Here is a 26,636-nt window from a genome sequence, read left to right as displayed (position 1 = left end):
GATGAAAATCCAACCTGCCTCTGGGTCGGTGTCGAGAGTTTTGGCGATATGGTTTTTGAAGTCTTGTTCAGTACGAGTGGCACCAATAGAAGGGTTAATCACCTCACCTTTGGGACAGGATAATCGGAGTAGCTTTAGGACTGGGCATGGCTTAAGTTATCGTGACTCACACCAAGCCTGATGACACAGGCTATTCTAAAGTTTACCCCTAGTTGTCACCCCACTCTAGACTGGTGGGTTATTTCTGCCGCGCTGCACTAGTACAGCGTGGCTAAAATAAGTGACCAGCTTAAGTCGGTTCGGGAAACCCTTTAAATTTCCAGACAAAAGGTTTAGCCAGAGTGCGGTTGAAGTAGTTAATAAAATCAAGAATCTTCTGCTTTAGGTCTTCAGGAGAAGTAAAATTACTGCGTTTAAGTAAGCGCCGCCCTAAAATCGAGAACCAACACTCGATTTGATTGAGCCAAGAAGTGTGCTTGGGAATGTAAACAAAGCGAATGCGGTGGCTCTCATTAGACAAAAAAGCTGCGCGTGTTGCCATTGATTTGAGGATGCCCGATGCACCTTTAACCCCCAAATCTGTCTGGATGCCACAACGTCGATTAACTAAATCTACTAAAGATTCAGATTGATGAATATTGAGTTGATCGACAATGAAAATCCATCCCGCTTCTGGGTCAGTATCAATCGTGGCGTTAATGTGTCGGGCGAAATCTTCTTCTGTACGAGTTGCCCCAATCGTTGGCGCAATCAGTTGCCCTTTAGCAATATGCCAGTTGCCAATCAGAGTGACAGTCCCGTGGCGAATATATTCTTGCTTCAATGCGTTCTACTCGTTTTGGCTTCATGGGGTGAGAGGGATAAGTCCTCTCCAAGGCTTGGATACCTGTCATTTCATCGGTACTGACCACATGGATACCTTGCTTGAGTAATTCTATTGCTTCGATATGTAGCTCACAGATGTACTTTAGCTGTTTCCTAAATCCTACTGGGTCTTCTGGATTAGAGTTTAACCAGTAACGATGGAGATGAGGTTGTAGCGTTGCTTCATGCGTAAAAAACGCCCCACACTACGGGGTGAAATTTTCTCCACAATCCCCCGCATTTGCGCTTCAGTTGCTAATTCGGTTGATGTCCAATGACTTACTGGATGTTGTGATTGCTGGGGATCTTCACAGGCAATCGCGATGATTTGTACTGCCTGTTCCACACTGAAGAATTTGGGGGTTCCTGGACGTGGCGCATCATTCAAAATGCTCTCAATCATCTTCCTCAAGTGCTTATCACTTACCTGTTTTTGTTCCGCAACTGCCAGTTGCTCCCCCGCTTCCAGCCATCGCTGTCGCCACATCCTTACTCGCCTACGGTGTAGTTGTAACTGATGACTTAGTTCTGTGTTGTTGATGCCTCCAGCCGCGCCTTGAATTACCTTGGCTCTTGTCACCAGTCGATAGGCATTAGTCCTGTGACTCGCTATGTGTTCTAGCTGTTTTCGTTGTCTATCCGACAGGTTTATAGCCTGAGCGTTAGGATTCGGCATTAATTTCAAGGCTCAAAGTACTTCTTCCCACTTGACGGGAGCATCTTTAAGTTTATCCCTTTTTGCCTCCTTTTTTAACTGGTCACTTATTTTTGCCAGCCTGGTCTAGTCCCAGCCCCGACGCCCTAATCCCTCTCAAAATAAGTCCTGTGGCATCGTTCCCATATGATCTTTTAATTTAAAAATAGCGTATGAAATCTGGAGAGGTAAGAATATGTCTTTAACAGGCCATGTGTATTCAAGCGGTTTTAAGCTCCAGTATATTGTTGAGGGTAACGGGCTTCCTACCCTCGTGGTTGGAAGTTCACTGTATTACTCAAGAACGTTTTCTAACAATCTTCGTAACAGTCTAAAGTTGGTCTTTGTCGATCATCGAGGTTTCTCACCTCAGAATGATTGTAAAGATACTTCTGCGTACCAGTTAGACTTACTGGTTGATGATATTGAACTCGTTAGGAAAGAGTTAGGATTTGACAAGATTATTGTTATTGGTCATTCAGGCCATGCATTTATGGCACTGGAGTATGCCAAGAAATATCCTGCAAATGTGTCTCATGTGGTAATGATGTGTGTAGGTCCGAGTTACTCCCATGAAGGGCATCTGGCATCGTTACGATATCTGAATGATTCTGTTTGTCCTGAGCGTAAAGCAGCTCTTGCTAAAAACCTGGCTAGGTTGCCTCAAGAAATCTCCGCCGCACCTGAGAAAGCCTTTATTACGTATTGCCTGCTCATGGGACCCAAAAGTTGGTTTGACTACAACTATGACGCGACAGAACTTTGGGAAGGTGTAGAAGTAAATATGGCTGTGTTTGATTATGTCTGGGGCGAGGTTTTTCGCGACATCGATATTACTGAGAACTTAGATAAGTTGCTTTCCCCTGTGTTTCTTGCTCTTGGTCGCTATGACTACTTCGTTCCACCAGCGTATTTGTGGGAAGGAGTGAGAGACAAGTTCAGTAATCTTACTATCCGTATATTTGAGAAGAGCAGTCATGCGCCTCACTTTGAAGAGCCAGAGCTATTCGATAAAGAGTTGATCGAGTGGCTTTTCAATAGCTAACCCTTCGTTTCATAGTCAACCCAACATTTTCTTTTCTCCTTATCCTTAGTTTTAACTACTTCCTGAAAGCAATCTTTTCTAGATTGGATTCAGGCTAAAACCTAATTCAAGCCATATTGGACGCCATGTTAGATTCTCTTGACAATTAGCTCTTACCCTCCTCGTGCGCTAGTGTTTTTTAGAGAAGGTCTAACCAATGGGAATAGACACAGATGTTCGGTCGTGACTGAAAGGGATTTGCGGATAAATTCTTATGCTCCCTACGCCAGAAAAAAATTCGATGGTATCAAACGATAGAAACCGTGTCGTTACCCAATCCCCTCAGGCGATTTGGGTCGCTTGGTGCAAAAAGTTAGTTTCACCTGATGTGATTGCTCCGGTGGTGGTTGGTGTCTTGGTAATCCTGGCATGGGAGATTTTTGTGCAGGTAACTAAGATGCCACCTTACTTGCTGCCAGGGCCGTTTTTAGTGTTTCAAACGTTGATTCGGGATTGGAATGAACTGTTCCCGTCACTCATAATTACCCTGCAAATTACACTTGCGGCTTTTGTAGCAGCGGTGGTTTCTGGATTGTTGGTGGCGATTTTATTTACTCAGAATAAGTGGATTGAACGGAGTTTTTTCCCTTATGCAGTGATTTTGCAAACAACGCCAATTGTTGCGATCGCACCCTTAATTATTATCTGGATGAGGAACAATACTTTTGCTGCTTTGGTGGTTTGTGCCTGGATTGTGGCATTTTTTCCGATTGTTTCTAACACTACTCTGGGACTCAACAGCGTTGACCACAATTTGAGTAATGTGTTTCAGCTTTATAAAGCTTCACGCTGGCAGACTCTGGTGTATCTGCGTTTACCCAGTGCTTTGCCTTATTTCTTGGGAGGATTGCGGATTAGTGGGGGTTTGGCGTTGATTGGTGCGGTGGTGGCGGAGTTTGTGGCGGGGACTGGAGGGACGCGATCGGGTATTGCTTATCAAATTTTAATGGCAAGCTATAATCTGCAAATTCCTCGGATGTTTGCGGCTTTATTGATGACGACAAGTTTAGGTGTAGCCATTTTTGTCGGGTTGACTGTTGTCTCTGACTTTTTGTTGCGTAATTGGCATGAAAGTGCTGTCAAAAGAGAGAATTGACAGAAACGCACTACAGAGACACACAGAGGAGAAAATAGAGAGTACTTTGAACTCTTGAGTTCCTAAATATTAAAGCATTAATTAAATCTGATGATTCCAACAGCGGAACACTACTGGCTGAAAAATGTCCATGTACCTGCGTCAGTCTTAAGCCTCAATGACTCTAGTGTGACAGCCCAGCAAACAGGGGAAGGCTTATGTTTAATGGACCTGGAAATTGCTGAGGGTAATATTGTCCAAATTATCACTGCCGATGCCTGCGATACGGGAGAGACACCAAGTGTAAACTTGCGCGGTGGGCAAGTGTGGCCTTGTTTTGTGGATATGCATACCCATTTAGATAAAGGTCATATTTGGACACGTTCTCCTAATCCTGATGGTACCTTTGACAGTGCTCTTGAAGCCGCAAAAATAGATAGCCAACAGTATTGGCAGGCGGAAGATGTCTATCGTCGCATGGAATTTGGTTTAAAGTGCAGCTATGCCCATGGAACCCAAGCCATCCGTACTCATATTGACTCGTTTGGGCAACAGGCAGAAATTAGTTTAGAGGTATTCAAAGCCCTGCAAAAAGCATGGTGTGAGCAACTAATTTTGCAACCAGTTTCCCTCGTTACTCTCGACTACTATCAAACCCCAGAAGGTGTGGCCTTAGCTGATAAAATTGCAGAATATAAGGGCATTCTTGGGGGAGTGGCTTTTATGAATCCTGACTTAGATGCCCAACTTGATACCCTATTTTCTCTAGCGAAAGAACGGAATTTAAATCTGGATTTGCATACCGATGAAAACAACGATCCAAATTCAATTTGCCTGCAAAAAGTAGCCGCAGCCAGCATCCGTCATGAGTTTACTGGGCAAATTGTTTGTGGTCACTGCTGTAGTTTAGCCGTGCAGGAACCCAATGTCGTCAAAAAAACGTTGGATTTAGTCAAACAGGCAGGGATTGGTATTGTTAGTCTACCCATGTGTAACCTCTATCTTCAAGATAGAAAGCCCAACACTACACCACGCTGGCGGGGAGTAACGTTACTCAACGAATTGAAACAGTACGGTATTTCTGTTGCTGTTGCTAGCGATAACTGTCGCGATCCATTTTATGGTTTTGGCGATCATGATGTTTTAGAAGTGTTTACCCAATCTGTCAGGATTGCCCAGTTAGATATGCCTTATGGAGATTGGCCTTGTGCTGTTACCAAGACATCGGCTGACTTAATGGGTTTGCCGAATCTGGGACGCATTAATGTGGGAATCCCTGCTGATTTAATTTTATTTAAAGGACGTAATTTTAGTGAACTATTATCTCGTCCGCACCATGACCGAATTGTTCTCAGAAGCGGTAGACCAATTAATACGGTGTTACCGGATTATGCAGACCTAGATGATTTAGTAGCAATAGACAGTTTAGGAAAGCAGAAGAGGGCAAGCTTTGATTATTAGCAAAACTTGTTGCATAACATCTCTCTCCATGAGAAATATAGATGCATTGAGTCATGACTGTACTCTCCTAGCTGCTGAAGGACTTACCCATGCACTACCATCTTAGATACTGTCTTGTTACAACCCCTCTGTTGTGGGCTCTGATATCTCCTCTATTGCCTCTCACCTCTGAGTGTTCACCTCTCGTCGCAGGGGCACGAACGACATATAACCAAGGCGCTGAGGCAAAGCGGCTGTTTCCCACAGATGTCAAGCAATCCTCCACAAACCAGCAGCAAGAAGCTTTGGAGATGTATCCAGGAGAGTTGAGCGATCGCACGGCTACGTCTCAACCCTTTCTTGTTGCCCAAAACCAGCCTGCTGCCACAATCGAAGGGACTTGGACGATTGCGGAAGCCCAAACCTCTGATGGGAAGAAGTACACAGGTAGCGTGATTATTCAAAGCCTAGGACGCCTATACAGCCTGTTTTGGAAAACCTCAACGGGGAATCGGTCAGGGCTAGCCTTTTTGGAAGATGGTCGCCTCTTTGTCGGTTGGGGTACGGATGAAGAGGCAGGAAGCGGCATTGTGATTTACAAAATTGGCAAGGATGGCACCTTAGAGGGCAAGTGGACAACAGCCTCTGCGGGAGGTGAAATTGGAACGGAAAAATTGACCGGCGGCACACCCGGACAACTCGAAGGAGACTATCAGGTAGTTGGCACCAATCCCGGTAGTGGAGGTCGATACAAGGGCGTTTTAAATATTAGAAAGACGGGTGATACCTATCAACTTTCCTGGGCTGTGGGAACGAGTTTTCGAGGTGTCGGTATGCGAACTGGCGATTGGCTGATCGTGAGTTGGGGACAATCGGGTCAGCTGGGTGTCACTGATTTTGCCATTAAGGGGAACGGAGCAACGGGTCGCTGGGCCTTCTTCAATCAACCTAAACTCGGTGTAGAGAACCTCGTCCGCCGTCAAGACGTTGCCCAACCAGGAAACGGAAACGCTTCAGATTGGGAATTTGACAAGTAATACCAAATCCGACTTTATCTAGCTTGCGGATGGAGAACTGACCCATGCATCTTCCTTTTCCTCGCATTAGTGTTTTTGTGATCGCCATCTCGGTTTTTCTGATTGCTCAGGCGCGAGATTTGACCCTAGCCGCGACCCCTGTTAAACGTTCCGACTCCTTAGCTCAAACACCAACCCCTCAAGACCGAAACGCTGAGGTGGAGCAACTGCAACAAGAAGCTAACAGGCAACTCAATAGAAGTCAATTTCGAGAAGCATTGGCAAACTATCAACAGATTCTGGCGATTCAAAGAAAAATGGGTCAGTTGCCGAACCGCGATCGCGTGGCTTTACGCAAGAGTGAACGGATGACCCTCAACACCATTGCCACCATATATGTGCGTCTGGGTGAGTACACTCAATCGCTGAATTACTACCAGCAAGCCTTAGCCATTGCTAAAGAATTAAATGACCCCGACCGTGAAGTCACCACACTCAACAGCATGGCGAGAGTTTATACCCGTCTGGGCGACTATACCAAAGCGCTGGACTACTTGCAGCAAGCGCTCGCCCGTGGTCAACAATCAAACAACCCCGACCGTAAAGTAACCACACTCAACAGCATCGGGGAAGTTTACGAAAATCTCGGTCAGTATGCCAAAGCACTGGAGTACCTACAACAAGCTGTAACCATTCGCCGAGAATTAAACGATCCCTATGGTGAAGCGACGGCACTCAACAATATTGGGGAAGTTTACGAAAATCTGGGTCAGTATCCCAAAGCACTGGAGTACTACCATCAAACCTTAGCCATCCGTAGCACCGTGCGCGACCTGGCTGGGGAAGGAATGGCCCTCAACAGCATTGGAGGCGTTTACGCCCGTCTGGGTCAGTATCCTAAAGCCCTAGAGTTTTTTCAGCAAGCGCTAAGGAGGACAACTACGCTGGAGAATCGCCTCGGTAGAGGCATGGCATCCAATAACGTGGGGGAAATATACGCTCGTCTGGGTCAGTATACCAAAGCACTGGGGTTTCTCAACCAAGCCTTAGTCATTCGCCAAGCTATCAGCGATAACGCAGGTGAAGGAACGACTCTCAACAGCCTGGGAGAAGTTTATGCTCGTCTGGGTGAGTATTCCGAATCGCTACAGCACTTTCAGCAAGCCTTAGCGATCCGTCGCGAGATTGGTGATAAGGCGGGTGAAGGCCGAACGCTGAGCAATATCGGTATCCTACTCACTAAACAGAATCAGCCAGAATTAGCGATCCTTTTCTACAAACAATCGGTCAATGTTACGGAAGGAATTCGGCGCGAGATTAAAGGGTTATCACGGGAGGCACAGCAGTCTTTTCTAGAAACCGTTGCAGGTCGATATCGCCGTTTAGCTGACTTGCTGCTACGGCAAAATCGGGTGCTTGAAGCCCAACAAGTCCTCGACCTCCTAAAAGTTCAAGAACTCGACGATTATCTGCGTAACGTGCGAGGTAACCAAGTAACCCAGCAAGGTGTTGATTATCTGCCATCCGAACAGCAACTCTTAACTCAATTTAATAACAAGCTCTCTTCTGTCGTACAACTGGGCAAAGAACTTAACGAACTGCAAACGATACCCCAGGCAGAACGCACTCCGCAGCAAGAGCAACGGCGGCGTCAACTCGAAGCGAACCAACGGGAAACTCTACGAGAATTTGCGAACTTCATCCGTTCTCCGGAAATTGTAGCTAGTGTCCAGCAACTGAACCGCACGACAGGTCGCGAAAATCTAGATTTAAAAACCCTCAGAAGTCTACAAGATAACCTGAAGAAACTCGACCAAAAAGCTGTTCTCCTTTATCCCCTCGTGCTTGAAGACCGCCTGGAATTGGTACTCGTGACCCCCTATACGCCTCCAATTCGTCGCGCTGTACCCGTCAAACGGGAAGACCTCAACCGCGTTATTGTCGAGTTTCGTTCTGCCCTAACCAATCCTCAGGCTGATGCTAAAATTCCGGCGCAACAGCTCTACAACTGGCTGATCAAACCCATTGAACCTGCTGTTAGTGAAGCCAAGGCTCAAACCATCATCTATGCCCCAGATGGACAACTGCGTTACATTCCTCTGGCGGCTTTGTATGACGGCAACCAGTGGCTGGTGCAAAAGTATCGAGTGAATAACATTACCGCCCTCAGCCTGACGGAATTTAACACCAAACCCCAAAGCCCTAAGATTTTAGCGGGTGCCTTTGCTCAGGGCAACTTCAATGTCCAGGTGGGCGATCGCCAATTTAGCTTTGATGGACTGCCTTTTGCAGGTCAGGAAGTGGAAGCCATTGCGGCTGAAGTTCCAGGTACCACCAAACTCCTTGACCGCGAATTCAGTGAAACTGAGACTGTAGCACGGATGAGCGACTATTCAATTGTTCACTTAGCGACCCATGCCGCTTTTGTGACTGGGAAGCCGGAAGATTCTTTTATTTTATTTGGCAATGGCGATCGCGCAACGTTCCCTGATGTCGAACTCTGGCCTCTCACCAATACCGATTTAGTCGTGCTTTCGGCCTGTGAAACGGGTGTCGGTGGACAGTTGGGCAACGGCGAAGAAATTTTAGGCTTTGGTTACCTAATGCAACAGGCTGGTGCTAAGGCAGCTGTAGCATCTTTGTGGACTGTTGACGATGGCGGGACACAAACCTTAATGAATGCTTTCTATGCAGTCCTAAAAAATGGCAACACCACAAAAGCCGAAGCCCTACGTCAGGCTCAAATTGCTTTAATTACAGGTGACTATACAGCATTGGGACAATCGCGGGGTTTAGGCGTGCGGCAAGAGATTAGAAACAGTCGGCCAGCACAGGTTACTAACCGCCTCAGCCATCCTTACTACTGGGCACCGTTCATCTTGATTGGCAATGGATTGTAAACTGATGGCACGAAGATAACTTGGCTCGTAGTTAGCGCTTGAGCGCTCAAGCGCCAACTACAAACGTTACTAGATACTCAAATCCCAAATTCTCGACCCCCCGTTTGTCTTCTCTAGGCACAATGTAAAATCTAAAATCGAAAATCCAATGACCTCGATTACCCCTAAACCTGTGGATTGGGATGCCATCGCCTCGGAACTGGCTGGCATCGAAATCATTAGCGATCGCACCCAGATTACCAAATTGTCTCTAGACTATTACCATTTCAGCCCAGTCCTGCAACAAAAGCTGGCTGACAAGCGAGCAGATTTAGTCGTTCGTCCCACTAATGAGGAAGAAGTTCTGCGAGTGGCGGCAGTCTGTGTCAAGTATCAGATACCGCTAACCGTGCGAGGGGCAGGTACGGGTAACTATGGGCAGTGTATCCCCCTACAGGGTGGCATAATTCTGGATACCACGCGGATGCAGGGCATTCGCTGGATTAAACCCGGATTAGCTTGTGTGGAACCTGGGGTGAAACTGTCGGCATTTGATAAACAGGCACGCGAGATGGGTTGGGAATTGCGGATGGTGCCCTCAACCTACCGCACGGCAAGCATTGGCGGGTTTATTGGGGGAGGCAGTGGGGGAATTGGTTCAATTACTTATGGGCAATTGCGCGATCGCGGCAATCTTCACGCTGTCCGTGTCGTTACTCTAGAAGATGAACCCCGTGTGATTGAACTACGTGGGGATGACGTACAAAAAGTCAATCATGCTTATGGCACGAATGGCATTATCACCGAATTAGAAATTCCCCTTGCCCCGGCTTATGCTTGGGCTGAAATTATTGTCGTCTTTGATGACTTCATGACGGCGGCAAGATTTGGTCAAGCCCTTGCTCATAGCGATGGTTTAATGAAGAAGCTGATCAGCATTCATGCATGGCCAATTCCTTCCTACTTTACCGCCCTCAAAAATTACCTTCCCGAAGGCAAGCACTGTGCCTTAGTGATGGTTGCCGAGTCTTGCCTAGAACCGTTCCAAGATTTAGTTCGAGAGTATGGGGGTCAAGTTACTTATCAAAAACCTGCTCAAGAAGCCAGTAAGGGAACCAGCTTAGTAGAATTTACGTGGAATCATACCACCTTACACGCCCGCAGCGCTGACCCCTCCCTAACTTATCTCCAAACGTTCTTTTTTACCCTAGAGCGAGTGGAGCATCTCTATCATCATTTTGGTGATGAGGTATTGATGCATTTGGAATTCCTGCGGACGAATGGGCAAGTGATTCCCGGCGGACTGCAAGTGGTGCGCTATACGAGCGAAGAACGCCTCAACGAAATCATTCACTATCACGAAGAAAAGGGAGCTTTAATTGCCAATCCTCACACCTACATCCTGGAAGATGGGGGGATGAAAACCATTAATGTTGAGCAATTAAAGTTTAAAGAACAGGTTGACCCTTATGGATTGCTGAATCCCGGTAAGATGAGAGCTTGGCTGGAGCGGTAATATAACATCGGGGTGGACAATGTCCACCCCTTTTGCATCTTAATCTATATTGACATTCTCCGCAGAACGGAGATTCTTGTTTCAGCGACATCCCTTAACGCTGAAAGTCTCCCTTCAGCCGACAGAGGGGCAAATCTCCACAAGCGTGAATTCCCGTGTGCCCCACGGTACTGTATATAGTGTACCGCAAGGTGAAGTTCCGGTAATATAAATGATGCTTTGCTAGAGCGATAAGTCTTGATAAACAGAACATTATACTAGTCTTACGCTCGCTAGAGGTGCCATGCTATTCAACTCTTGGCAATTTATCTTTCTGTTTCTACCGCTCACTGTTTTTATCTTTTTTCAGATTGGTAGGTTGGGAAGACCTAAACTAGCAATGATATGGCTCATTGCTGCCTCCTTATTCTTCTACAGTTGGTGGAATCCTGCCTACTTGAGCTTACTAATCGGCTCAATCCTGTTTAACTATATAGTTGGATATGCCTTGAGTCAGCCTAGAGCAATGCCCCTGAGTAAGAAGTGGATTCTGGCTCTAGCTATTGCGCTCAACTTGGCGCTCATTGGATATTTTAAATATGCTAATTTCTTTATTTCTAGTGCCAATGATATTTTAGATACAAACTTTAACTTGTATAACCTTATTTTGCCCCTAGGTATCTCGTTTTTTACCTTTGAGCAAATGACCTACCTGATAGATATTTACCGAGGAAAAACACAAGACTACGGATTCCTTAACTATTGTCTCTTCGTTACCTTCTTTCCGCGATTGATTGCTGGCCCCATTATCCGATACGGGCAAGTTATGCCCCAATTTGCCAATCCGTTAATTTATCGATTTAGTCCTGAAGATTTAGCGGTAGGCATGACTATTTTCTGGATAGGGTTGAGCAAAAAAGTTTTATTAGCTGACAGTATTTCAACTTATGTCACGCCAGTCTTTAATGCAGCGGCTAATGGTGTGCCATTCACCTTTGCCGAGGGGTGGACTGGGGCGCTTGCTTACTCATTTCAGCTTTACTTTGATTTTTCCGGCTACTCTGATATGGCAATCGGCGTTGCCCGAATATTCGGGATTAAGTTACCCCTCAATTTTGATTCGCCTTACAAAGCCGTGAATATCATTGAATTTTGGCGTCGGTGGCACATTACTCTTTCTAACTTCCTGCGGGATTATCTTTACATCCCTCTAGGCGGTAATCGCAAAGGTAAATTGCGACGCTATATCAATTTAATGATTACCATGCTATTAGGTGGTTTATGGCATGGTGCGGGGTGGACGTTTGTTTTATGGGGTGGGTTGCATGGAGCCTATCTTTGCGTCAATCATCTATGGCATGACTTTCGACAATCACTAGGGCATAACTTGAAAAAGAGTCACTGGTGGAGTCGAGGAGTGGGTTGTCTGGTGACATTTTTGGCTGTAGTAGTTGCCTGGGTTTTCTTTAGGGCAGAAAATATCAATGCAGCAATTACTATGATAAAAACAATGTTCGGTGCAAATAGCTTTTCCTTATCACCATCACCCATACCCGTTGTACCGTTAGGTAGAAAAGTTCTGCTGAGTTTCTGTCTATTGGTTTGGTTAATGCCTAACACTCAACAGTGGTTAATACGATATAATCCAGCTTTAACGGAACCCATAGCAAAGACTCCTTTTAGTTGGGAAAACAACGGCTGGCAAAAGCTACAATGGCGACCTTCCAAAAAATTAGGATTAATATTTGGAATCTTGGTATTTATGATTTTAAAAAGTTTTTTAAGCGCCCCTGAAAGTGAGTTTTTGTACTTTAATTTCTAGTTCAATGACATACTTGAGATATCTGCGCTCAATACTGATGGGATTTCTGCTGGGTTGTACTATTTTCCTATTAGCTGTATCTTACCAAATAGGCGCTCCAACAGAAACATCTCGCTGGGTTGATGAGATATATAAGATAAAAGTCAGCATTGCGAATTCTATTAAGAAACCTAAATTAGTTATCGTGGCTGGCTCCAATGTTCTCTTTGGCATTAGCTGCCAGATGATTGACGAAGCAACTGGATTACCTTGTGTCAATGCTGGCACTTATGCTGGGATGGGGCTTGATTACATCCTAAACCGTGCCCATTCTTTAGTTAAACCTGGAGACATCGTTCTTCTCTCACTTGAATACGAGCTATATCAAGATAATGGAGCCCCAAGCGCTCAATTAATTGATTATGTATTTTCTCGCGATCCCAAGTATTTGCTCATGCTTGATTTCACAAGAAAAACTTACTTCATTACTTGGATATCTTATGAACGTCTAGCACTGGGTATCGCGGCAAAATTAAAACTTCCTCAACCAATAGCAAGTGGTTATCAATCTCAAAATCTGAATAAATATGGAGACGAAACAAGTAATCTTAAATCCAATATTACAGAAATTAAAAAACAGATGATCGAACAAGCAAAACCTATAGAAGCAGATGTTGAGGTTGTTACAAAATATTCTAAAAAAAGTATTAGAGATTTCATAAAATGGTGCGAAAACCAGCAGATAAAAGTATTAGTGACGTGGCCTGGTACAATTTGGCTTGAAAGTTATAAAGAAAAGAAGAAGCAAGAGTATTTTAAAAGTCTAGAATATTTTTACCGTCAAGAAGGAATTCCTAGGCTTGGAAGGCCAAGAGACTTTATGTATAACAAATCCATGTTCTACGATACAAGTTATCACTTGAACGAGCAAGGAGTACAGCAACGCACTAACCAAGTGATAAGTTTACTCCGACCTTATTTATTTAAAAATTAATACAAGAGAAGGATTAGATAAAGTCCGAATCCATTACCTTCCATTAAATTGTTGAAAATCATCAAAGAAATAGAAAATGCACGGCTTTATTCCCCCTGATCGCTTCTTTCCCTATCTAACTTGGACTGATATTCAAGCGATGCCAGATAAGGAAAATGTGGTGATTATTCAACCTGTGGGCTCAATTGAACAACATGGCCCTCATTTGCCGATTATTGTAGATTCTGCGATCGCCGCCGCTGTTGTGGGTAAAGCTTTATCAAAACTCAATCCAAAAGTCCCTGCTTATGCACTACCTCCCCTTTATTACGGCAAATCCAATGAGCATTGGCACTTCCCTGGCACGATTACCTTGAGCGCCCAAACTCTGTTAGCTGTGCTAACGGAAATGGCAGAGAGTATATATCGCTCTGGGTTTCGGAAGTTAGTCCTGATGAACGCTCATGGGGGACAACCCCAGGTGATGGAAATTGCAGCACGAGACATTCACCAGAAGTATGAGGATTTTCTGGTTTTCCCGTTGTTTACCTGGCGGGTGCCGAACATAGCCAAAGAATTACTCACGCAGCAGGAATGGCAAGATGGCATCCATGCCGGAGATGGGGAAACTAGCTTGTTGCTCTCGATTTTACCAGAGCAGGTAAAGATGGAAAGAGCCGTTGCTGAGTATCCCCACGACTTACCGGAGGATAGCGTGCTGAGTATGGAAGGGAAGTTACCGTTTGCTTGGGTGACGCGGGATGTAAGCCAGAGTGGGGTGATGGGGGATGCGACAGTAGCCACGAAGGAAAAAGGCGATCGCCTCTTAGAATCTCTCAGTGATGGCTGGGTGAGGGTGATTGAGGATGTCTATCACTTCCGTCAGCCGCAAGCCTGGATGAAGAGTGAAGGGCGATGGTGGAGATAGGGGGATGGGGGGAGGGGGAGAAAAATCATTAATCCCTCAGTTAACGAATTAGCGCTTAGGTTATAAGCTTGTCAAAGCGTGGCTGCGGCGGCCTAATAGCTGCTTAATTACAAGGCTATGGGCTGAATTTTGGCGATCGCTTTACTTGATGAAGACAATGGAAATAGCTGTGGTCGCCAAAACTATATTAATGAATATGTCTGTCTCCCAAGTGGATCTAGTATCTTTGGTGTCGAGGATTTCGCTTTTAGAAGAGCGGCAGAATCTTTTAGCGAAGTATACAGTAAACGTTAAACGCCACTTAGAGCGTCTGATCGAACGATTCAACACACGAGCTGAGTTGCCGATGCTGGAAAATTTACAAGAAGCGATCGCGCAGCTGTGTGAAAAACTGACATATTGGCAACAGCAGCAATATCCCGATTGGCAACAAGAGCAACATCCCGATTGGCAACAAGAGCAACATCCGTTCGTTGATTGGAGCGAAACGTTTGATACTTTCGATACCTATGAGAGCTTGAATGGAATTGAGGCGTTTGAGATGCCAGTTATGGACGAGGAATTGGCGAATCGATGGGTGAACCTTGAGGAGGCTGAGTGTGACGCCGATGAACAGACCAATTCTTGGCCTGAAGCGAGTCGAGAATACGAGATTGCCTCTGACACCGCCCAAATGACGCTTTCGCCCAGCGCCGCGCCAAAAGCGATCGGCACGGGAGAATTTTTGAGGCAATATAACGACCAGAAACGGAATTTCACAGGCGCTAACCTCAGCAGAATTAATTTAGCCGGAAAATTCCTCAGCTATGACTTGAACTTGAGCCAAGCCAACTTGAGTCAAGCGAAACTCGCACAGGCTAACCTCAGTGGGGTAAATCTCAGCCGTGCTAATCTGAGGGGCGCTCAACTGAGTGAAGCGAATTTATGGCAGACAAACCTGAAAGAGGCAAACCTAGAACAGGCCGACCTCAGCCATGCAACACTCAAAGAAACAAGCTTAGAAAAAGCAAACCTCAGCAAAACCAACCTGAGTGAAGCCAATCTATCGCAACAAGTAAACCTCAGTGGAGCCAACCTGAGTCAGGCCAATCTGAGTCAGGCCAATTTGAGGCAATCAATACTTACTCAAGCCGACTTGAGTCAAGCCGATTTAAGCCAAGCCAATCTGATAGAAACCAATTTAGAAGAAGCAAATTTTCAAGGTGCCAATCTCGAACAAGCGATTTACAATCGAGCAACTGTTTTTCCCCAAGGTTTTGACATTGCATCCACCGGTGCTTGCCTAATTGCTCCTCATGCCTGCTTGAAAAATGCTAATTTTGCAGGTGCCGATTTGAATGATGTAGACCTCGCTAGAGCCAATTTGCAAGGGGCAAACCTGACTTCGGCGAACCTGCAAACGGCTGACTTGAGTGAAGCTAATTTGAGCCAAGCGAACCTCACTCAGGCTAATTTAGGAAGTGCCATACTGCTTCAGGCCAACCTGAGTGAAGCCAATTTGGAAGAGGCTAACTTGGAGGGGGCAAATCTGACTGGAGCCGATTTAAATGGTGCAAATCTTAAACATGCCAATTTGCAGCAGGCCAATTTAGCGGCGGTCAACCTTTATCAAGCCAATTTAAAGCAGGCAAAACCCAAATTTGATTATGGGACAAGCTTCAGTGGTGCTAACCTGGCGGGAGCCAATTTAGTTGGATTAAATCTTGAGAAAGTTAATTTGAGCCGAGCTAATTTAGTGTCAGCAAATCTCTGTGGTATCTTACTCCAAGCCGCGAATTTGAGTGAAGCTAATCTCTCATTTGCTGACCTTGCTGGGGCAGATTTAAGAGATGCTAACTTGGAAAAAGCGAATCTTAGAAAAGCAAATTTAAGAGGTACAAACTTAAGTGGCGCGAGGCTTTTTGGGGCAATCATGCCAGATAATACTGTCCATGAATAGCCTTGACTCATATTATTCAAAACACCCAGTTTTTAGAGATTTTAAATTTGAATTGCGCTCGCATCTGGATGCATCCCCCTTCAGCGGCTTTTACCGGGCATTAAGACTACATTTGGTGCTTGGAAACAGAGATATTTGGGTTGCTTATCCCTGAATATTCAGGAAACAAGGATTTTTGTATTTAGAGTTTCCTTGCTTCTATTTTTAATTCACCTCCTGACAGGAATGTATGCAGGATTCAATAAATAATCAAGGTAAAAATAATGTTTTTGATCTCGATTGGACAGCGTATTATAGTGCCGTTGTGGGTCGTCCTCCACGAGACACGCTCCTGACTGCACTAGCGCGTTTTGAGCTAGAGGAGGCAGCCGCTAGTTCTCAGTTTGCCGTCGATCTGGGTTGTGGGGAAGGGCGAGATACGGTGGAACTGTTGAGACGGGGTTGGCAGGTTTTAGGGATTGATGGCAAACCAGAGGCGATCGCACATTTGTTAAGTCGTCCTGACATTAATCTCGCTCATTTAGAAACTCAAATCATCCGCTTTGAGCAATTGAATTTGCCAGAAAGGGTAGATTTAATTAATGCTAGTTTTTCACTGCCATTTTGCCCACCAGAGCATTTTCCCGATTTATGGGAAAAGATTGTTTTATCCCTACGTTCTGGGGGTCGCTTTTGTGGTCAATTATTTGGCGATCGCGACTCTTGGGCAATTTACACTTCAATGAATCATCATACCCGCAAACAGGTAGAGGTGTTGCTGCAACCCTTTGAGGTTGAGATGCTATTAGAAGAAGATCATCCTGGAAAGACAGCGTTAGGAGAAGACAAACACTGGCATCTCTTTCAGATTGTGGCTCGCAAGCGGTAATCTATGAAAAATTGACCTGGAGCGCTCGTTCAATACAACTTTATTACAACCATCCTATAGAGTGAGCGCATTGGTTGATACAATTTTACCCAGAAGTCTGAACCAAAATGGTCAAATAGAAAGCGATAATCCTCAGCTTTGCTTTCTTTCACATTCTGAATTAGGGATGGATATCTAGGAAGAATTTTTTATGAAAAAAAGACGATTTCTTACCTTGATTGCTTGGATATCTGTGGCGTTTATAGCCGTTATCGGTTGTAATCAAACTAAAACAACCGCTCCATCTACGACTCCCGTTACCCAAAATCAACCCATAACACTGACAGTTTCTGCGGCGGCTGACCTGAAGTATGCCTTTGAGGAAATTGGGAAATTGTTTGAGCAAGAAACGGGAAACAAAGTCACTTTCAATTTCGGCTCCACAGGTCAACTAGCTCAGCAGATTGAGCGAGGCGCACCCGTAGATCTTTTCGCCGCCGCCAATAAGTCATTCATTGAAGAATTAGACCAAAAGGGATTGATCATCTCAGATACTAAGAAACTCTACGGTCGTGGACGCATCACCTTATGGACACGAGAAGACAGCAAGCTAAATCTTAAAGACATCAAAGATTTGGGCAAAGCTGATATCAAGAGGGTTGCTATTGCTAATCCTGATCATGCCCCCTACGGTATTGCAGCTCGTGAAGCGTTGCAATCAGCGGGTGTCTGGGAAGTCGTGCAACCGAAGCTGGTACTGGGGGAGAATGTGCGCCAGACACAGCAATACGCTGAAACAGGCAACGTGGATGCAGCTATTGTTGCGCTGTCTTTAAGCGTTCTCAAGCCGGGTCGTTGGGTGTTGATTCCCGACAATCTGCATAAGCCACTTGACCAAATGTCGGCAGTTCCCAAGAAAACGTCTCATGAGGCTCAAGCTAGGCAGTTTGGTGATTTTATTAATGGAGACAAGGGCAGACCCTTGATGCGGAAGTATGGATTTGTCTTACCTGGAGAGAAATTGAGCCAATGAACTGGTACCCCTATATTTTGTCATTGCGAGTAACAGCACTTGCCACCGTCTTGATTCTGGTTGTTGGGATGGGGTTGGCGATTGTGTTAGCGCGTGTCCAGTTTCCAGGTAAATTGATCGTGGCAACGGTGCTGAATTTGCCTTTAGTACTGCCTCCTAGTGTAGTTGGGTTCTTTCTGATGCTACTTCTGGGTCGAGGCAGTCCGATATTGGAATGGTTTGGAATAGACATTCTATTTACTTGGCAAGCAGCGGCAATCGCCTCGACGGTGGTTGGCTTACCTCTAATGGTGGAAGCCACTAGAGCGGCAATCACAGATGTAAATCCCGAACTGGAGGCGGCAGCACGCACTCTCGGTGCTTCAGAAGCCGAGGTTCTGTGGCGAATTACACTTCCCCTAGCTCGTTCGGGAATTTTAGCAGGATTTATCTTGGGCGTAGCTAGGGCATTAGGCGAGTTTGGAGCAACATTAATGATTGCTGGCAGCATCCCAGGACGTACTCAAACCTTACCCTTAGCCATCTACGATGCCGTGCAAAATCAAGACTACGGCAAAGCTAACGTTATGGTATTGGTGATGACGTCTTGGACATTTCTCCTCCTTTTATGGGTACGTCGCCTCGAACAGTCGAAGGGACTGGTTTATCTGGACAAAAAGGATAAAACCAAGAATGCAGCTTTTAGTAGAAATTCAAAAGCAACTTCCTAGCTATACATTAGAGGTAGCATTCAGCCTAGATGGAAATACGCTTGGAGTTTTAGGCGCTTCCGGTTCGGGCAAAAGCATGACTTTGCGATGTATTGCTGGCCTAGAAACCCCTGCTCAAGGTCGCATTGTTTTGAATGGGCGGGTATTATTCGATTCGGAACGCAGAATTAATATTCCATCTCGCGATCGCAGAATTGGTTTTTTATTTCAAAATTATGCCTTGTTCCCTCACCTAACTGTGGCTCAAAATATCGCTTTTGGCTTACCCAAGAAAACATCGCCCTTAAGCGTCAAGCAGCAGATTGAAACCCAACTCGCCGCAATGCAGTTAGAGGGATTAGCCAACCGATATCCTCATGAACTCTCTGGCGGACAGCAGCAGCGGGTGGCATTGGCGAGAGCGTTAGCCAGTCAACCGGAAGCGCTTTTGCTGGATGAACCGTTTTCCGCACTGGATACCCACTTACGTTCTCAGTTGGAAAAGCAACTGATTTCAACCCTAGCCAGCTACCAAGGCGTTACCCTATTTGTTACGCACAATCTGGAAGAAGCTTACCGAGTGTGTCTAGATTTGTTGGTCTTAGAACGAGGTCATGCGATCGCCTATGGCTCTAAATATGACATTTTCGAGCGACCTGGAACATTCAGCGTTGCTCAATTAACCGGGTGCAAGAACTTCTCTCGTGCTGTTGTCATCGCCTCCCAACAGGTAGAAGCTCTTGATTGGGGTTGCACTCTACAGGTTATAGAACCCATCCCAAACCCACTCTCTTCGGTAGGAATTCGCGCTCATCAGATAGCCTTCACCAACCAACCCAACCAAGAGAATACTTTCCCCTGCTGGCTGGTTCAGGCGATCGAAACGCCCCACCGGATGACGCTGTACCTCAAGCTGAATTCCTCCCCCAGTCATCCCCAGGATTACCACCTGCAAGCGGAAGTCTTTAAAGAAAAATGGGAAACCTTCAAAGACCAACCCTACCCGTGGCACATTCGTTTAGACCCACTGCGGCTGATTTTGATGGAAGAGTAGACCCCACTACCGTTAGGATCGGACTGGTAGGGAATCTTGGAAGACTCAACAAGGATAATTCAGGCATGATTAAAAAAGTACAGAAATCTGAAGAAGAGTGGAAACAGCAGCTCACGCCGGAGCAGTTCAAAGTTACTCGAAAGAAGGGAACAGAACGAGCATTTACCGGAGAATATTACAACCTCAAAGAGGAAGGAATATATAAATGTATCTGCTGTGGAAACGACTTGTTTACCTCTGAAACCAAGTACGATTCTAAAACCGGTTGGCCAAGTTTCTGGGCACCAGTCAATCAAGAGAACATAAAGCTTGAGGAAGATAACAGCTTCTTTTCGCGGAGAACAGAAGTACTTTGTGCTGCCTGTGATGCCCACCTCGGTCATGTATTTAATGATGGCCCGCAACCAACCGGTCAGCGTTACTGCATGAATTCTGCTTCTCTTAAATTTGCTAAAGAGGTCTGAGGCAAAAAGTGTTAGGTGTTAGGCCAAAATCTAACACCTCTTTGCATAAACAACGGAGTAGATTTAATCATCGTTATCCAACTTGCAGCAATTCCGATTTTTCTGCTGGTGAAACGGCCATACAGCGACTCATCTGAGAGCGAGTCTTGACAAGGCGAAGTTTTATCCATCCGGTGCCATAAGTAGGTCGGCATTAATATTTGTCGTTGAAGCAAGGCAGACCGGAGCTTTAGTGAGGACAGAAGGCAGAAGGCAGAAGGCAGAAGGCAGAAGGCAGAAGGAATAGAAATTTTCATGCGTTCTGGTGTACGCAGTTTATGAGCGACTACTTAGAGCACATGCGATCGCTCCTCCTCGTTTCGGCTAGCGACGCTTCACTGCATAGCCAAGCGACTCGCCTCCTGCGTCAACGTCCCAGTAACAATTTATAGAGCTATTCGGAAATCGACGCGATCGCAACTGTAGAAGTGGTCTTATTGAATCCATCTGCGTCAGCTATTGGCTGAATTAGCTGTAAGGAAAGAAGCCATGCACACCATCGGCAGATTTATTAGAACTTGGATGCCGTTCCTACTCGTCCTCACCCTCATCCTGGGGATAGCCGGGTGTGACATCGCTAAAATCACCTCAAGAGTCGAACCCCTCCCCACGGTTACCCCTCTCCCCACCCCACAACTCCCGGACTGGATTGAACAGATTAGTCCAACCGGAGCGGCTGAGCCGTTGGCTCAAATCCGCATTCGATTTAAAAACCCCTTAATTCCCATTGAGAGCCTTGACAGTCCTCAACAGCAGAATCTCCTGAATAAATTTGAGATTTTGCCGCCTCTGAAGGGACAATTCCGCTTTTTAACCCCCCGGATGGTGGGATTTCAAGCTGACGAAGCGTTGCCGAAAGCGACTCGTGTAAAAGTTACCCTAAAGGCGGGATTAGCCGACCTTAACAAACATCGTTTAGAAAAAGATGTAGCTTGGACATTTAATACTCAAGGGATTCAACTCACAAATTTGCCAGGAAAAACGGCAACTCCCGACTCTCAAGCGGAACCCTTCGACGTAAAGCCAACCCTGAAAGTTACCTCGAATACAGAACTGGATTTAGATTCCCTCAAAGAGCATGTAACCCTCATCCCACAAGGACAGAAAAAGAAGGAGAATCTATCCCTTAAAGTTGCTCTAGAAGAAGACAAAACCCCCTCCACCTCCGACCAACAGAGGGAACAATCTAACCCCAACCAACCACAAGAGAAATTTGACCCATCACAGCGTAACTGGGTTTATACCTTAACACCGAGGCGATCGCTAGAAAAAGCAACGAATTATCGCTTAGAATTTTCCCCTGGTTTGCGTCCTGCGCGTGGCAATCTCCCGACAGAAACTCCTTTTGTTAGCCAACTTACCACCTACGCCCCCCTCACCTTTAACAAAATCGAATTAAATAACGAGGAACGCTTTGTTAAAGGCAGCGCTCAGTTGAAATTTAACAATGGTTTGATTGCAGATTCAGTCATTAAGAACATTACCGTTAAACCCACTCCCAAAAAAACGCTCCCCCTCGTTAGAGCCTATGATAACGCGGATATTGTTAGCCTCAACCCTTGGGTACTAGAACCCACAACCACTTATACCATTACCCTCGGTGCCAATATCAAGGATAAATTTGGGCAAACCTTGGGAAAACCCGTGACGGTGAAGTATGAAACGGGAGATATGCTCGGTGATATCTGGGCACCTTCCAATCTCAATATTTTTCCTTCTGGCAAAAACTTACAGTTAAATCTTTCTACCGTTAATCTGCCCGAATCAAAGTACAAAGCGGCTTATCGTGTCCTTACACCAACCGATTTAATTTATACCGATTCCGCTTATCCGAAAGGAAATAGTAATGATTTACTTCCCTCACCTGATAAATGGTCGAGTTTTCAGGTATCTGGAAAGAAAAATCAGTCCACTGAAGTAACCGTTCCCTTACGGGAAAAACTAGGTGGTGATACGGGAATGCTGGCCTATGGCATACAGGCGCGAACCAATTCTTATCAAGAAAACGGTCAAAAAAAGTGGCGGGAACCGACCTATTACGGACTGGTAGAGTTAACCAATTTAGGGGTGTTTGCCCAGTGGTTTCCAGAGTCAGGATTGGTTCGAGTTAATCATCTTTCCAATGGCTCTGCTGTAGCAGCAGCTACGGTTGAAGTTTATGAATCCCAATTGGAGGCCAAATCTCCATCCCAAGCTGTACCTTGTGCAACCGGTAAAACTGACCCAACGGGAACATTACTGCTGAATAGTAAGGATTTGCAGAAGTGTATCAAAGGTGGCGGTCAAAGCTTTTTAGAAGCGCCTAAATTGTTAGTCATTGCCCGTGAAGGTAAGGATTGGGCATTTACTCGGACTAATGAATATAGCGGAGTTTACGACTACGACATCAATGGCGGTTGGCAGAGTAGAAAACCCGAATCAAGGGGAACATTTTTTTCCGATCGCCAACTTTATCAACCCGGAGAAACGGCTTGGTTAACAGGAACAGCCTACTACCTGCAAAATGGAGCCATCAAGCAGGATAAAAATGCTAACTATAAAGTAACGCTGGTTAGCCCACAGGGGAAAAAGACGGATTTGGGCACCCAGACAACGAATGAATTTGGTACATTTTCCCTAGAATTGCCCATTAAGCCCAATCAACCTTTAGGTTACTATTCAATTCGTGCCAAAGGAGACGGTGGTGCGGAAATTTCCGGAGAGTTCCGCGTAGCTGAATTCAAACCCCCTAATTTTAAAGTTGCTCTCAATGTTGATAAAGAATTTGCCCTAATTAACCAAAAGGTTGAAGCTAAAGCTCAAAGTAACTACCTGTTTGGTTCGGCGGTGGAAGGTGGGAAAGCTAAGTATTATATCACGCGCAAGCAAACCGCATTTATCCCCAAAGGTTGGGAAAATTTTTCCTTTGGTCGCCAGTGGTTTTGGCCTGAAGAAAGTCCTGCGGTACCCACTGATGTGCTGCAAACCAATCAAGAACTCGATCAACAAGGACAAAGCGGTCAAACGGTAACGGTAGCGAAGGATTTACCCTATCCGATGACTTACCGAATCGATGTACAAGTGAGCGATGTCTCGAATCTATCGGTGTCTGATTCCAAAGAGTTTACCGCCCTGCCGAGTGACAAATTAATTGGTTTACAAAGTAATTTTGTAGCGGAAGCTGATAAACCTTTTCCTATTCAAGTCATTGTCACCGACCCCACAGGTAAAATACTGGAAGGGCAAGATGTCCGCGTTGAACTGCAACAAATCAAATACAGCAGTGTGACGCAGGTAATTGAAGGGAGTCAAACGCCTCAAAATCAGGTGGAATATAAGACGGTAGGAGAGGCGAAAATTCGTTCTGGTAATCGTCCCCAATCGGTTTCCCTCACTCCTCGTGAGTCGGGTTCCTATCGCATTCGCGCCAATTTGGCTAATACTAAAGATGCCGTTACAGCAACGGATTTGCAGATTTGGGCAACGGGGGCTAATCCTGTAAGCTGGGGCGATCGCTATACCAATAATCGCATCGAAATCAAACTCGATAAAGAAACTTATCAACCGGGCGAAACGGCTACAGCTTTAATCCAATCCCCCTATCCAGAAGGCGAGTTATACTTTGCCGTCGTTCGCCACAATACCATCTATCAAACCATCACGAAAGTTAAGGGCGGCGCACCGGAAATTCAGTTCCAAGTCACTCCCGAAATGCTACCTAATGCTGCCGTGGAAGCGGTTCTTGTTCGCCAAGGTGCGCCTTTGGAGCAAGTTGAACCGGGGAGTTTGAATAATCTGGTAGGAATTGGCTTTGCACCTTTCAAAACTAACTTGGAAGGCAAGTATTTAAAAGCCAAAATTACTCCAATGCAAGGTTCGCTGCAACCTGGTACTGAACAAACCGTTCAACTCGAACTTAAGGATACTCAAAATCAACCCGTCCAAGGACAGTTTACCGTCATGGCGGTTAATGAGGCGGTGTTGCAACTAACAGGCTACCGTCCCCCGGATTTGGTAAAAACAGTGTATGCAGAACAACCCATCTCGACTCGCTTTGCCGATAACCGTCCCGATGTCGTCGTACAACCCCTAAGTTCGGCGCAGGAAAAAGGCTGGGGATATGGTGGAGGGCTATCCGCTGGGGCAGCGGGTACTCGCGTTCGTACCGATTTTAAAGCCTTAGCTTACTATAATGGCTCGGTTCTGACCGATTCGAGTGGTAAAGCTCAAGTTACCTTTAAGTTGCCCGATGATTTGACGACTTGGCGGGTGATGGCGGTGGCAACGGATGGGAATCTCCGCTTCGGGAATGGGGAGGCGACATTTATGACAACGAAACCCCTGGTATCTAATCCAGTATTACCGCAGTTTGCCCGTCCCGGCGATCGCATGGAAGCGGGTTTATCCGTCACAAACAACACCGGACAAAAGGGCAATCTTGCCATTAATGGGGCTGTCAGTGGCGCACTTCAGATTGCCGACAATAAATCCGGTAGGCTCCAAACTCAGGTAGAATCAGGGACTCAAGCTTACCGTTTCCCCATCGTAGCCAGTACTACGGGTGAGGGGAAAGTACAGTTTGTCAGCCAATTGAATGGGACATCGGATGCGTTTGCAGTTCCTGTGGAAGTGAAGCCACTAGAGGTTACTGAACAGGTAGTGGAAACGGGAACAATCCCCCCCAAACCTCCCTTAACCTGGGGGGGAGAACAGGTGAAGATTCCCGTGAATGTGGATAAAAAAGTTGTACCGGATGCGGGGGGTTTAGAAGTCTCCCTTGCTAGTACGTTGATTCCAGAAATTACCGCCCCAGCGCGGCAAGTTTTGCAAGAGAATCAGTTACCCTTCTTGGAACCAGCAGCGAGTCAATTAGCGATCGCAGCTTCTCTACAAACTCTCTCTCAAAAATACACTCAAACCTTTACCGAATTTAATCCGACTCAACAGGCTACCCAAGCCCTTGAGCAGTTGCAAAAACTGCAACAACCCGATGGAGGATTTGCCGCTTTCCCCGGACAAAAAAGCTCTGACCCCTTTGTGACTCCTTATGCTGCTCGCTCCATCATGATGGCATCCAAGGCTTTTGTAGGGGCGCAAGGCCTTGCGCCCTTACAAGCAGGCTCCCAAATGATATCTCGTGCGAGTTCCTATTTGAAGAAAATCCTCGCCAACCCTGCTCAATACGATTTTTGCCGAGAACAATTGTGCAAAAATCAAGTGCGACTGGAAGCTTTAATTGCGCTAGCAGAACTGGGAGAAAAACGCAATGAATTTTTGGCAGATATCTATGCCCAGCACAGTCAATTAGATCAGGTTGCTCAGATTAAACTGGCTCGTTATCTTTCCCAGTTTCCAGAGTGGCAAAAAGAGTCACAAACTCTGTTTAATCAGTTGCAGAAAACGGTTTATGAAACCGGACGAACGGCTACAGTCAACTTACCCAAAGGTTGGAGTTGGATTAGTTCAGCGACGACGGCTCAAGCACAAGCTTTGCGTTTGTTTATGGCTCAAAAAGCTCAGCCGGAAGTGTTAGACCGCTTATTGCAAGGACTCTTGGCACTACGGCGACAAGGAACCTGGCAAACTAGTTATGATAATGCCGAAGCCCTTACCGCTTTGGTGGAGTATAGCCAGCTTCAACCCACACCGCCGAACTTTGCCGCTACCGTTCAACTTGCGGGTAAGAACTTGCAATCTGCCAAGTTTGAGGGTTACCAGAAACCTAGCCTTGAACTCAAAGTGCCAATGGCACAGTTAGCGCATGGACGACATGATTTAAATTTGAAGAAATCTGGTCAAGGTACACTGCACTATTTAGTTGCCTATCGTTATCGCCTCAAGGGCAATCAACCAGGACGGTTTAATGGACTACGGGTGACACGAGAAGTTCATGCGGCTAATCAGGACAAAGTACTGCGAAAGATCGGACTTTATGCGGCTGATGAGCCGTTGGCTGTCAAAGCTGGACAGGTGTTTGATATTGCATTGGAAATTATTAGCGATCGCCCAGTGGATCATGTGGTGATAAAAGACCCACTTCCCGCCGGGTTTGAGGCAGTCGATACGAGTTTCCAAACCGCTACGCCTTACTTTCAGGTACAACAAGATAGCTGGCAAATTAATTATCAGACGATTTATCGCGATCGCGTGGTGGCTTATGCCGATCATTTAGAAGCGGGAGTGTATAAGTTTCACTATCTCGTGCGTTCCGTTACTCCAGGTACATTCCTCTGGCCTGGTGCGGAGGTTCAGTTACAATATGCCCCAGAAGAGTTTGGGCGATCGGCTTCTTCTCAATTGATGGTGGTGAATCAGTAGCTTTATTCTCAGTAAGCCCGAAAGT

The 26,636-nt window shown here is 45.9% G+C and carries 16 protein-coding genes and 1 pseudogene; 15 read left to right on the top strand and 2 right to left on the bottom strand.

Features of this window, described 5'->3' with window-relative positions; all coding sequences use genetic code 11:
- Window positions 1–289: 289 nt before the first annotated feature.
- The gene (locus NDI48_20470) at window positions 290–823 is read right to left on the bottom strand and encodes a transposase (protein MEP0833543.1); all 534 of its coding nucleotides are present in this window, start codon (window positions 821–823) and stop codon (window positions 290–292) included.
- A gap of 186 nt (window positions 824–1,009) precedes the next feature.
- Window positions 1,010–1,540, bottom strand: coding sequence for a helix-turn-helix domain-containing protein (locus NDI48_20465; protein MEP0833542.1), 531 nt, complete (start codon window positions 1,538–1,540; stop codon window positions 1,010–1,012).
- Window positions 1,541–1,754: 214 nt separating this feature from the next.
- On the opposite strand from NDI48_20465, the gene NDI48_20460 reads away from it, so the two are divergent.
- The 15 genes and pseudogenes from NDI48_20460 (at window position 1,755) to NDI48_20390 (ending at window position 26,611) form a co-directional block, all read left to right on the top strand.
- Window positions 1,755–2,603: an alpha/beta hydrolase gene (locus tag NDI48_20460; protein MEP0833541.1), complete on the top strand. Its 849-nt coding sequence runs from the start codon at window positions 1,755–1,757 to the stop codon at window positions 2,601–2,603.
- A gap of 280 nt (window positions 2,604–2,883) precedes the next feature.
- Entirely contained in the window at window positions 2,884–3,738 is an 855-nt protein-coding gene (locus NDI48_20455; protein ID MEP0833540.1) for an ABC transporter permease, read from the top strand.
- A gap of 90 nt (window positions 3,739–3,828) precedes the next feature.
- Window positions 3,829–5,178, top strand: coding sequence for a cytosine deaminase (locus tag NDI48_20450; protein ID MEP0833539.1), 1,350 nt, complete (start codon window positions 3,829–3,831; stop codon window positions 5,176–5,178).
- A gap of 89 nt (window positions 5,179–5,267) precedes the next feature.
- The gene (locus tag NDI48_20445) at window positions 5,268–6,194 is read left to right on the top strand and encodes a hypothetical protein (GenBank protein ID MEP0833538.1); all 927 of its coding nucleotides are present in this window, start codon (window positions 5,268–5,270) and stop codon (window positions 6,192–6,194) included.
- A 44-nt stretch (window positions 6,195–6,238) separates the two neighbouring features.
- Window positions 6,239–9,073 (top strand): tetratricopeptide repeat protein, encoded by a 2,835-nt coding sequence (locus tag NDI48_20440; protein ID MEP0833537.1) that lies wholly within the window; start codon window positions 6,239–6,241, stop codon window positions 9,071–9,073.
- Between the two features lie 148 nt (window positions 9,074–9,221).
- The gene (locus NDI48_20435) at window positions 9,222–10,568 is read left to right on the top strand and encodes an FAD-binding oxidoreductase (protein ID MEP0833536.1); all 1,347 of its coding nucleotides are present in this window, start codon (window positions 9,222–9,224) and stop codon (window positions 10,566–10,568) included.
- Window positions 10,569–10,947: 379 nt separating this feature from the next.
- On the top strand, window positions 10,948–12,369 hold the full coding sequence (locus NDI48_20430) for an MBOAT family protein (GenBank protein ID MEP0833535.1): 1,422 nt from the start codon (window positions 10,948–10,950) through the stop codon (window positions 12,367–12,369).
- 37 nt (window positions 12,370–12,406) lie between these two features.
- On the top strand, window positions 12,407–13,342 hold the full coding sequence (locus NDI48_20425) for a hypothetical protein (GenBank protein ID MEP0833534.1): 936 nt from the start codon (window positions 12,407–12,409) through the stop codon (window positions 13,340–13,342).
- A 76-nt stretch (window positions 13,343–13,418) separates the two neighbouring features.
- On the top strand, window positions 13,419–14,249 hold the full coding sequence (locus NDI48_20420) for a creatininase family protein (protein MEP0833533.1): 831 nt from the start codon (window positions 13,419–13,421) through the stop codon (window positions 14,247–14,249).
- 157 nt (window positions 14,250–14,406) lie between these two features.
- Window positions 14,407–16,188: a pentapeptide repeat-containing protein gene (locus NDI48_20415; protein ID MEP0833532.1), complete on the top strand. Its 1,782-nt coding sequence runs from the start codon at window positions 14,407–14,409 to the stop codon at window positions 16,186–16,188.
- A 229-nt stretch (window positions 16,189–16,417) separates the two neighbouring features.
- Window positions 16,418–17,056, top strand: a complete 639-nt coding sequence (locus tag NDI48_20410) for a class I SAM-dependent methyltransferase (protein MEP0833531.1) — start codon at window positions 16,418–16,420, stop codon at window positions 17,054–17,056.
- 190 nt (window positions 17,057–17,246) lie between these two features.
- A complete protein-coding gene (modA, locus tag NDI48_20405) occupies window positions 17,247–18,068 on the top strand; it encodes a molybdate ABC transporter substrate-binding protein (GenBank protein MEP0833530.1) in 822 nt (273 codons plus the stop codon).
- A pseudogene (modB, locus tag NDI48_20400) lies at window positions 18,065–19,811 on the top strand (molybdate ABC transporter permease subunit). Before modA ends, modB begins: the two are co-directional and overlap by 4 nt.
- 65 nt (window positions 19,812–19,876) lie before the next feature.
- Window positions 19,877–20,275 carry a peptide-methionine (R)-S-oxide reductase MsrB gene (gene msrB / locus NDI48_20395; GenBank protein MEP0833529.1) on the top strand — a complete coding sequence of 133 codons (399 nt, stop codon included), beginning with the start codon at window positions 19,877–19,879 and terminating at the stop codon, window positions 20,273–20,275.
- Between the two features lie 528 nt (window positions 20,276–20,803).
- Window positions 20,804–26,611, top strand: coding sequence for an alpha-2-macroglobulin family protein (locus NDI48_20390; GenBank protein MEP0833528.1), 5,808 nt, complete (start codon window positions 20,804–20,806; stop codon window positions 26,609–26,611).
- Window positions 26,612–26,636 lie beyond the last annotated feature (25 nt).

Origin of the sequence: Microcoleus sp. AS-A8, assembly GCA_039962225.1 — a bacterium.
Classification (GTDB): domain Bacteria; phylum Cyanobacteriota; class Cyanobacteriia; order Cyanobacteriales; family Coleofasciculaceae; genus Allocoleopsis.
Note: the sequence above shows the minus strand (reverse complement) of the source record. Positions and strands in the feature narration are given on the sequence as shown.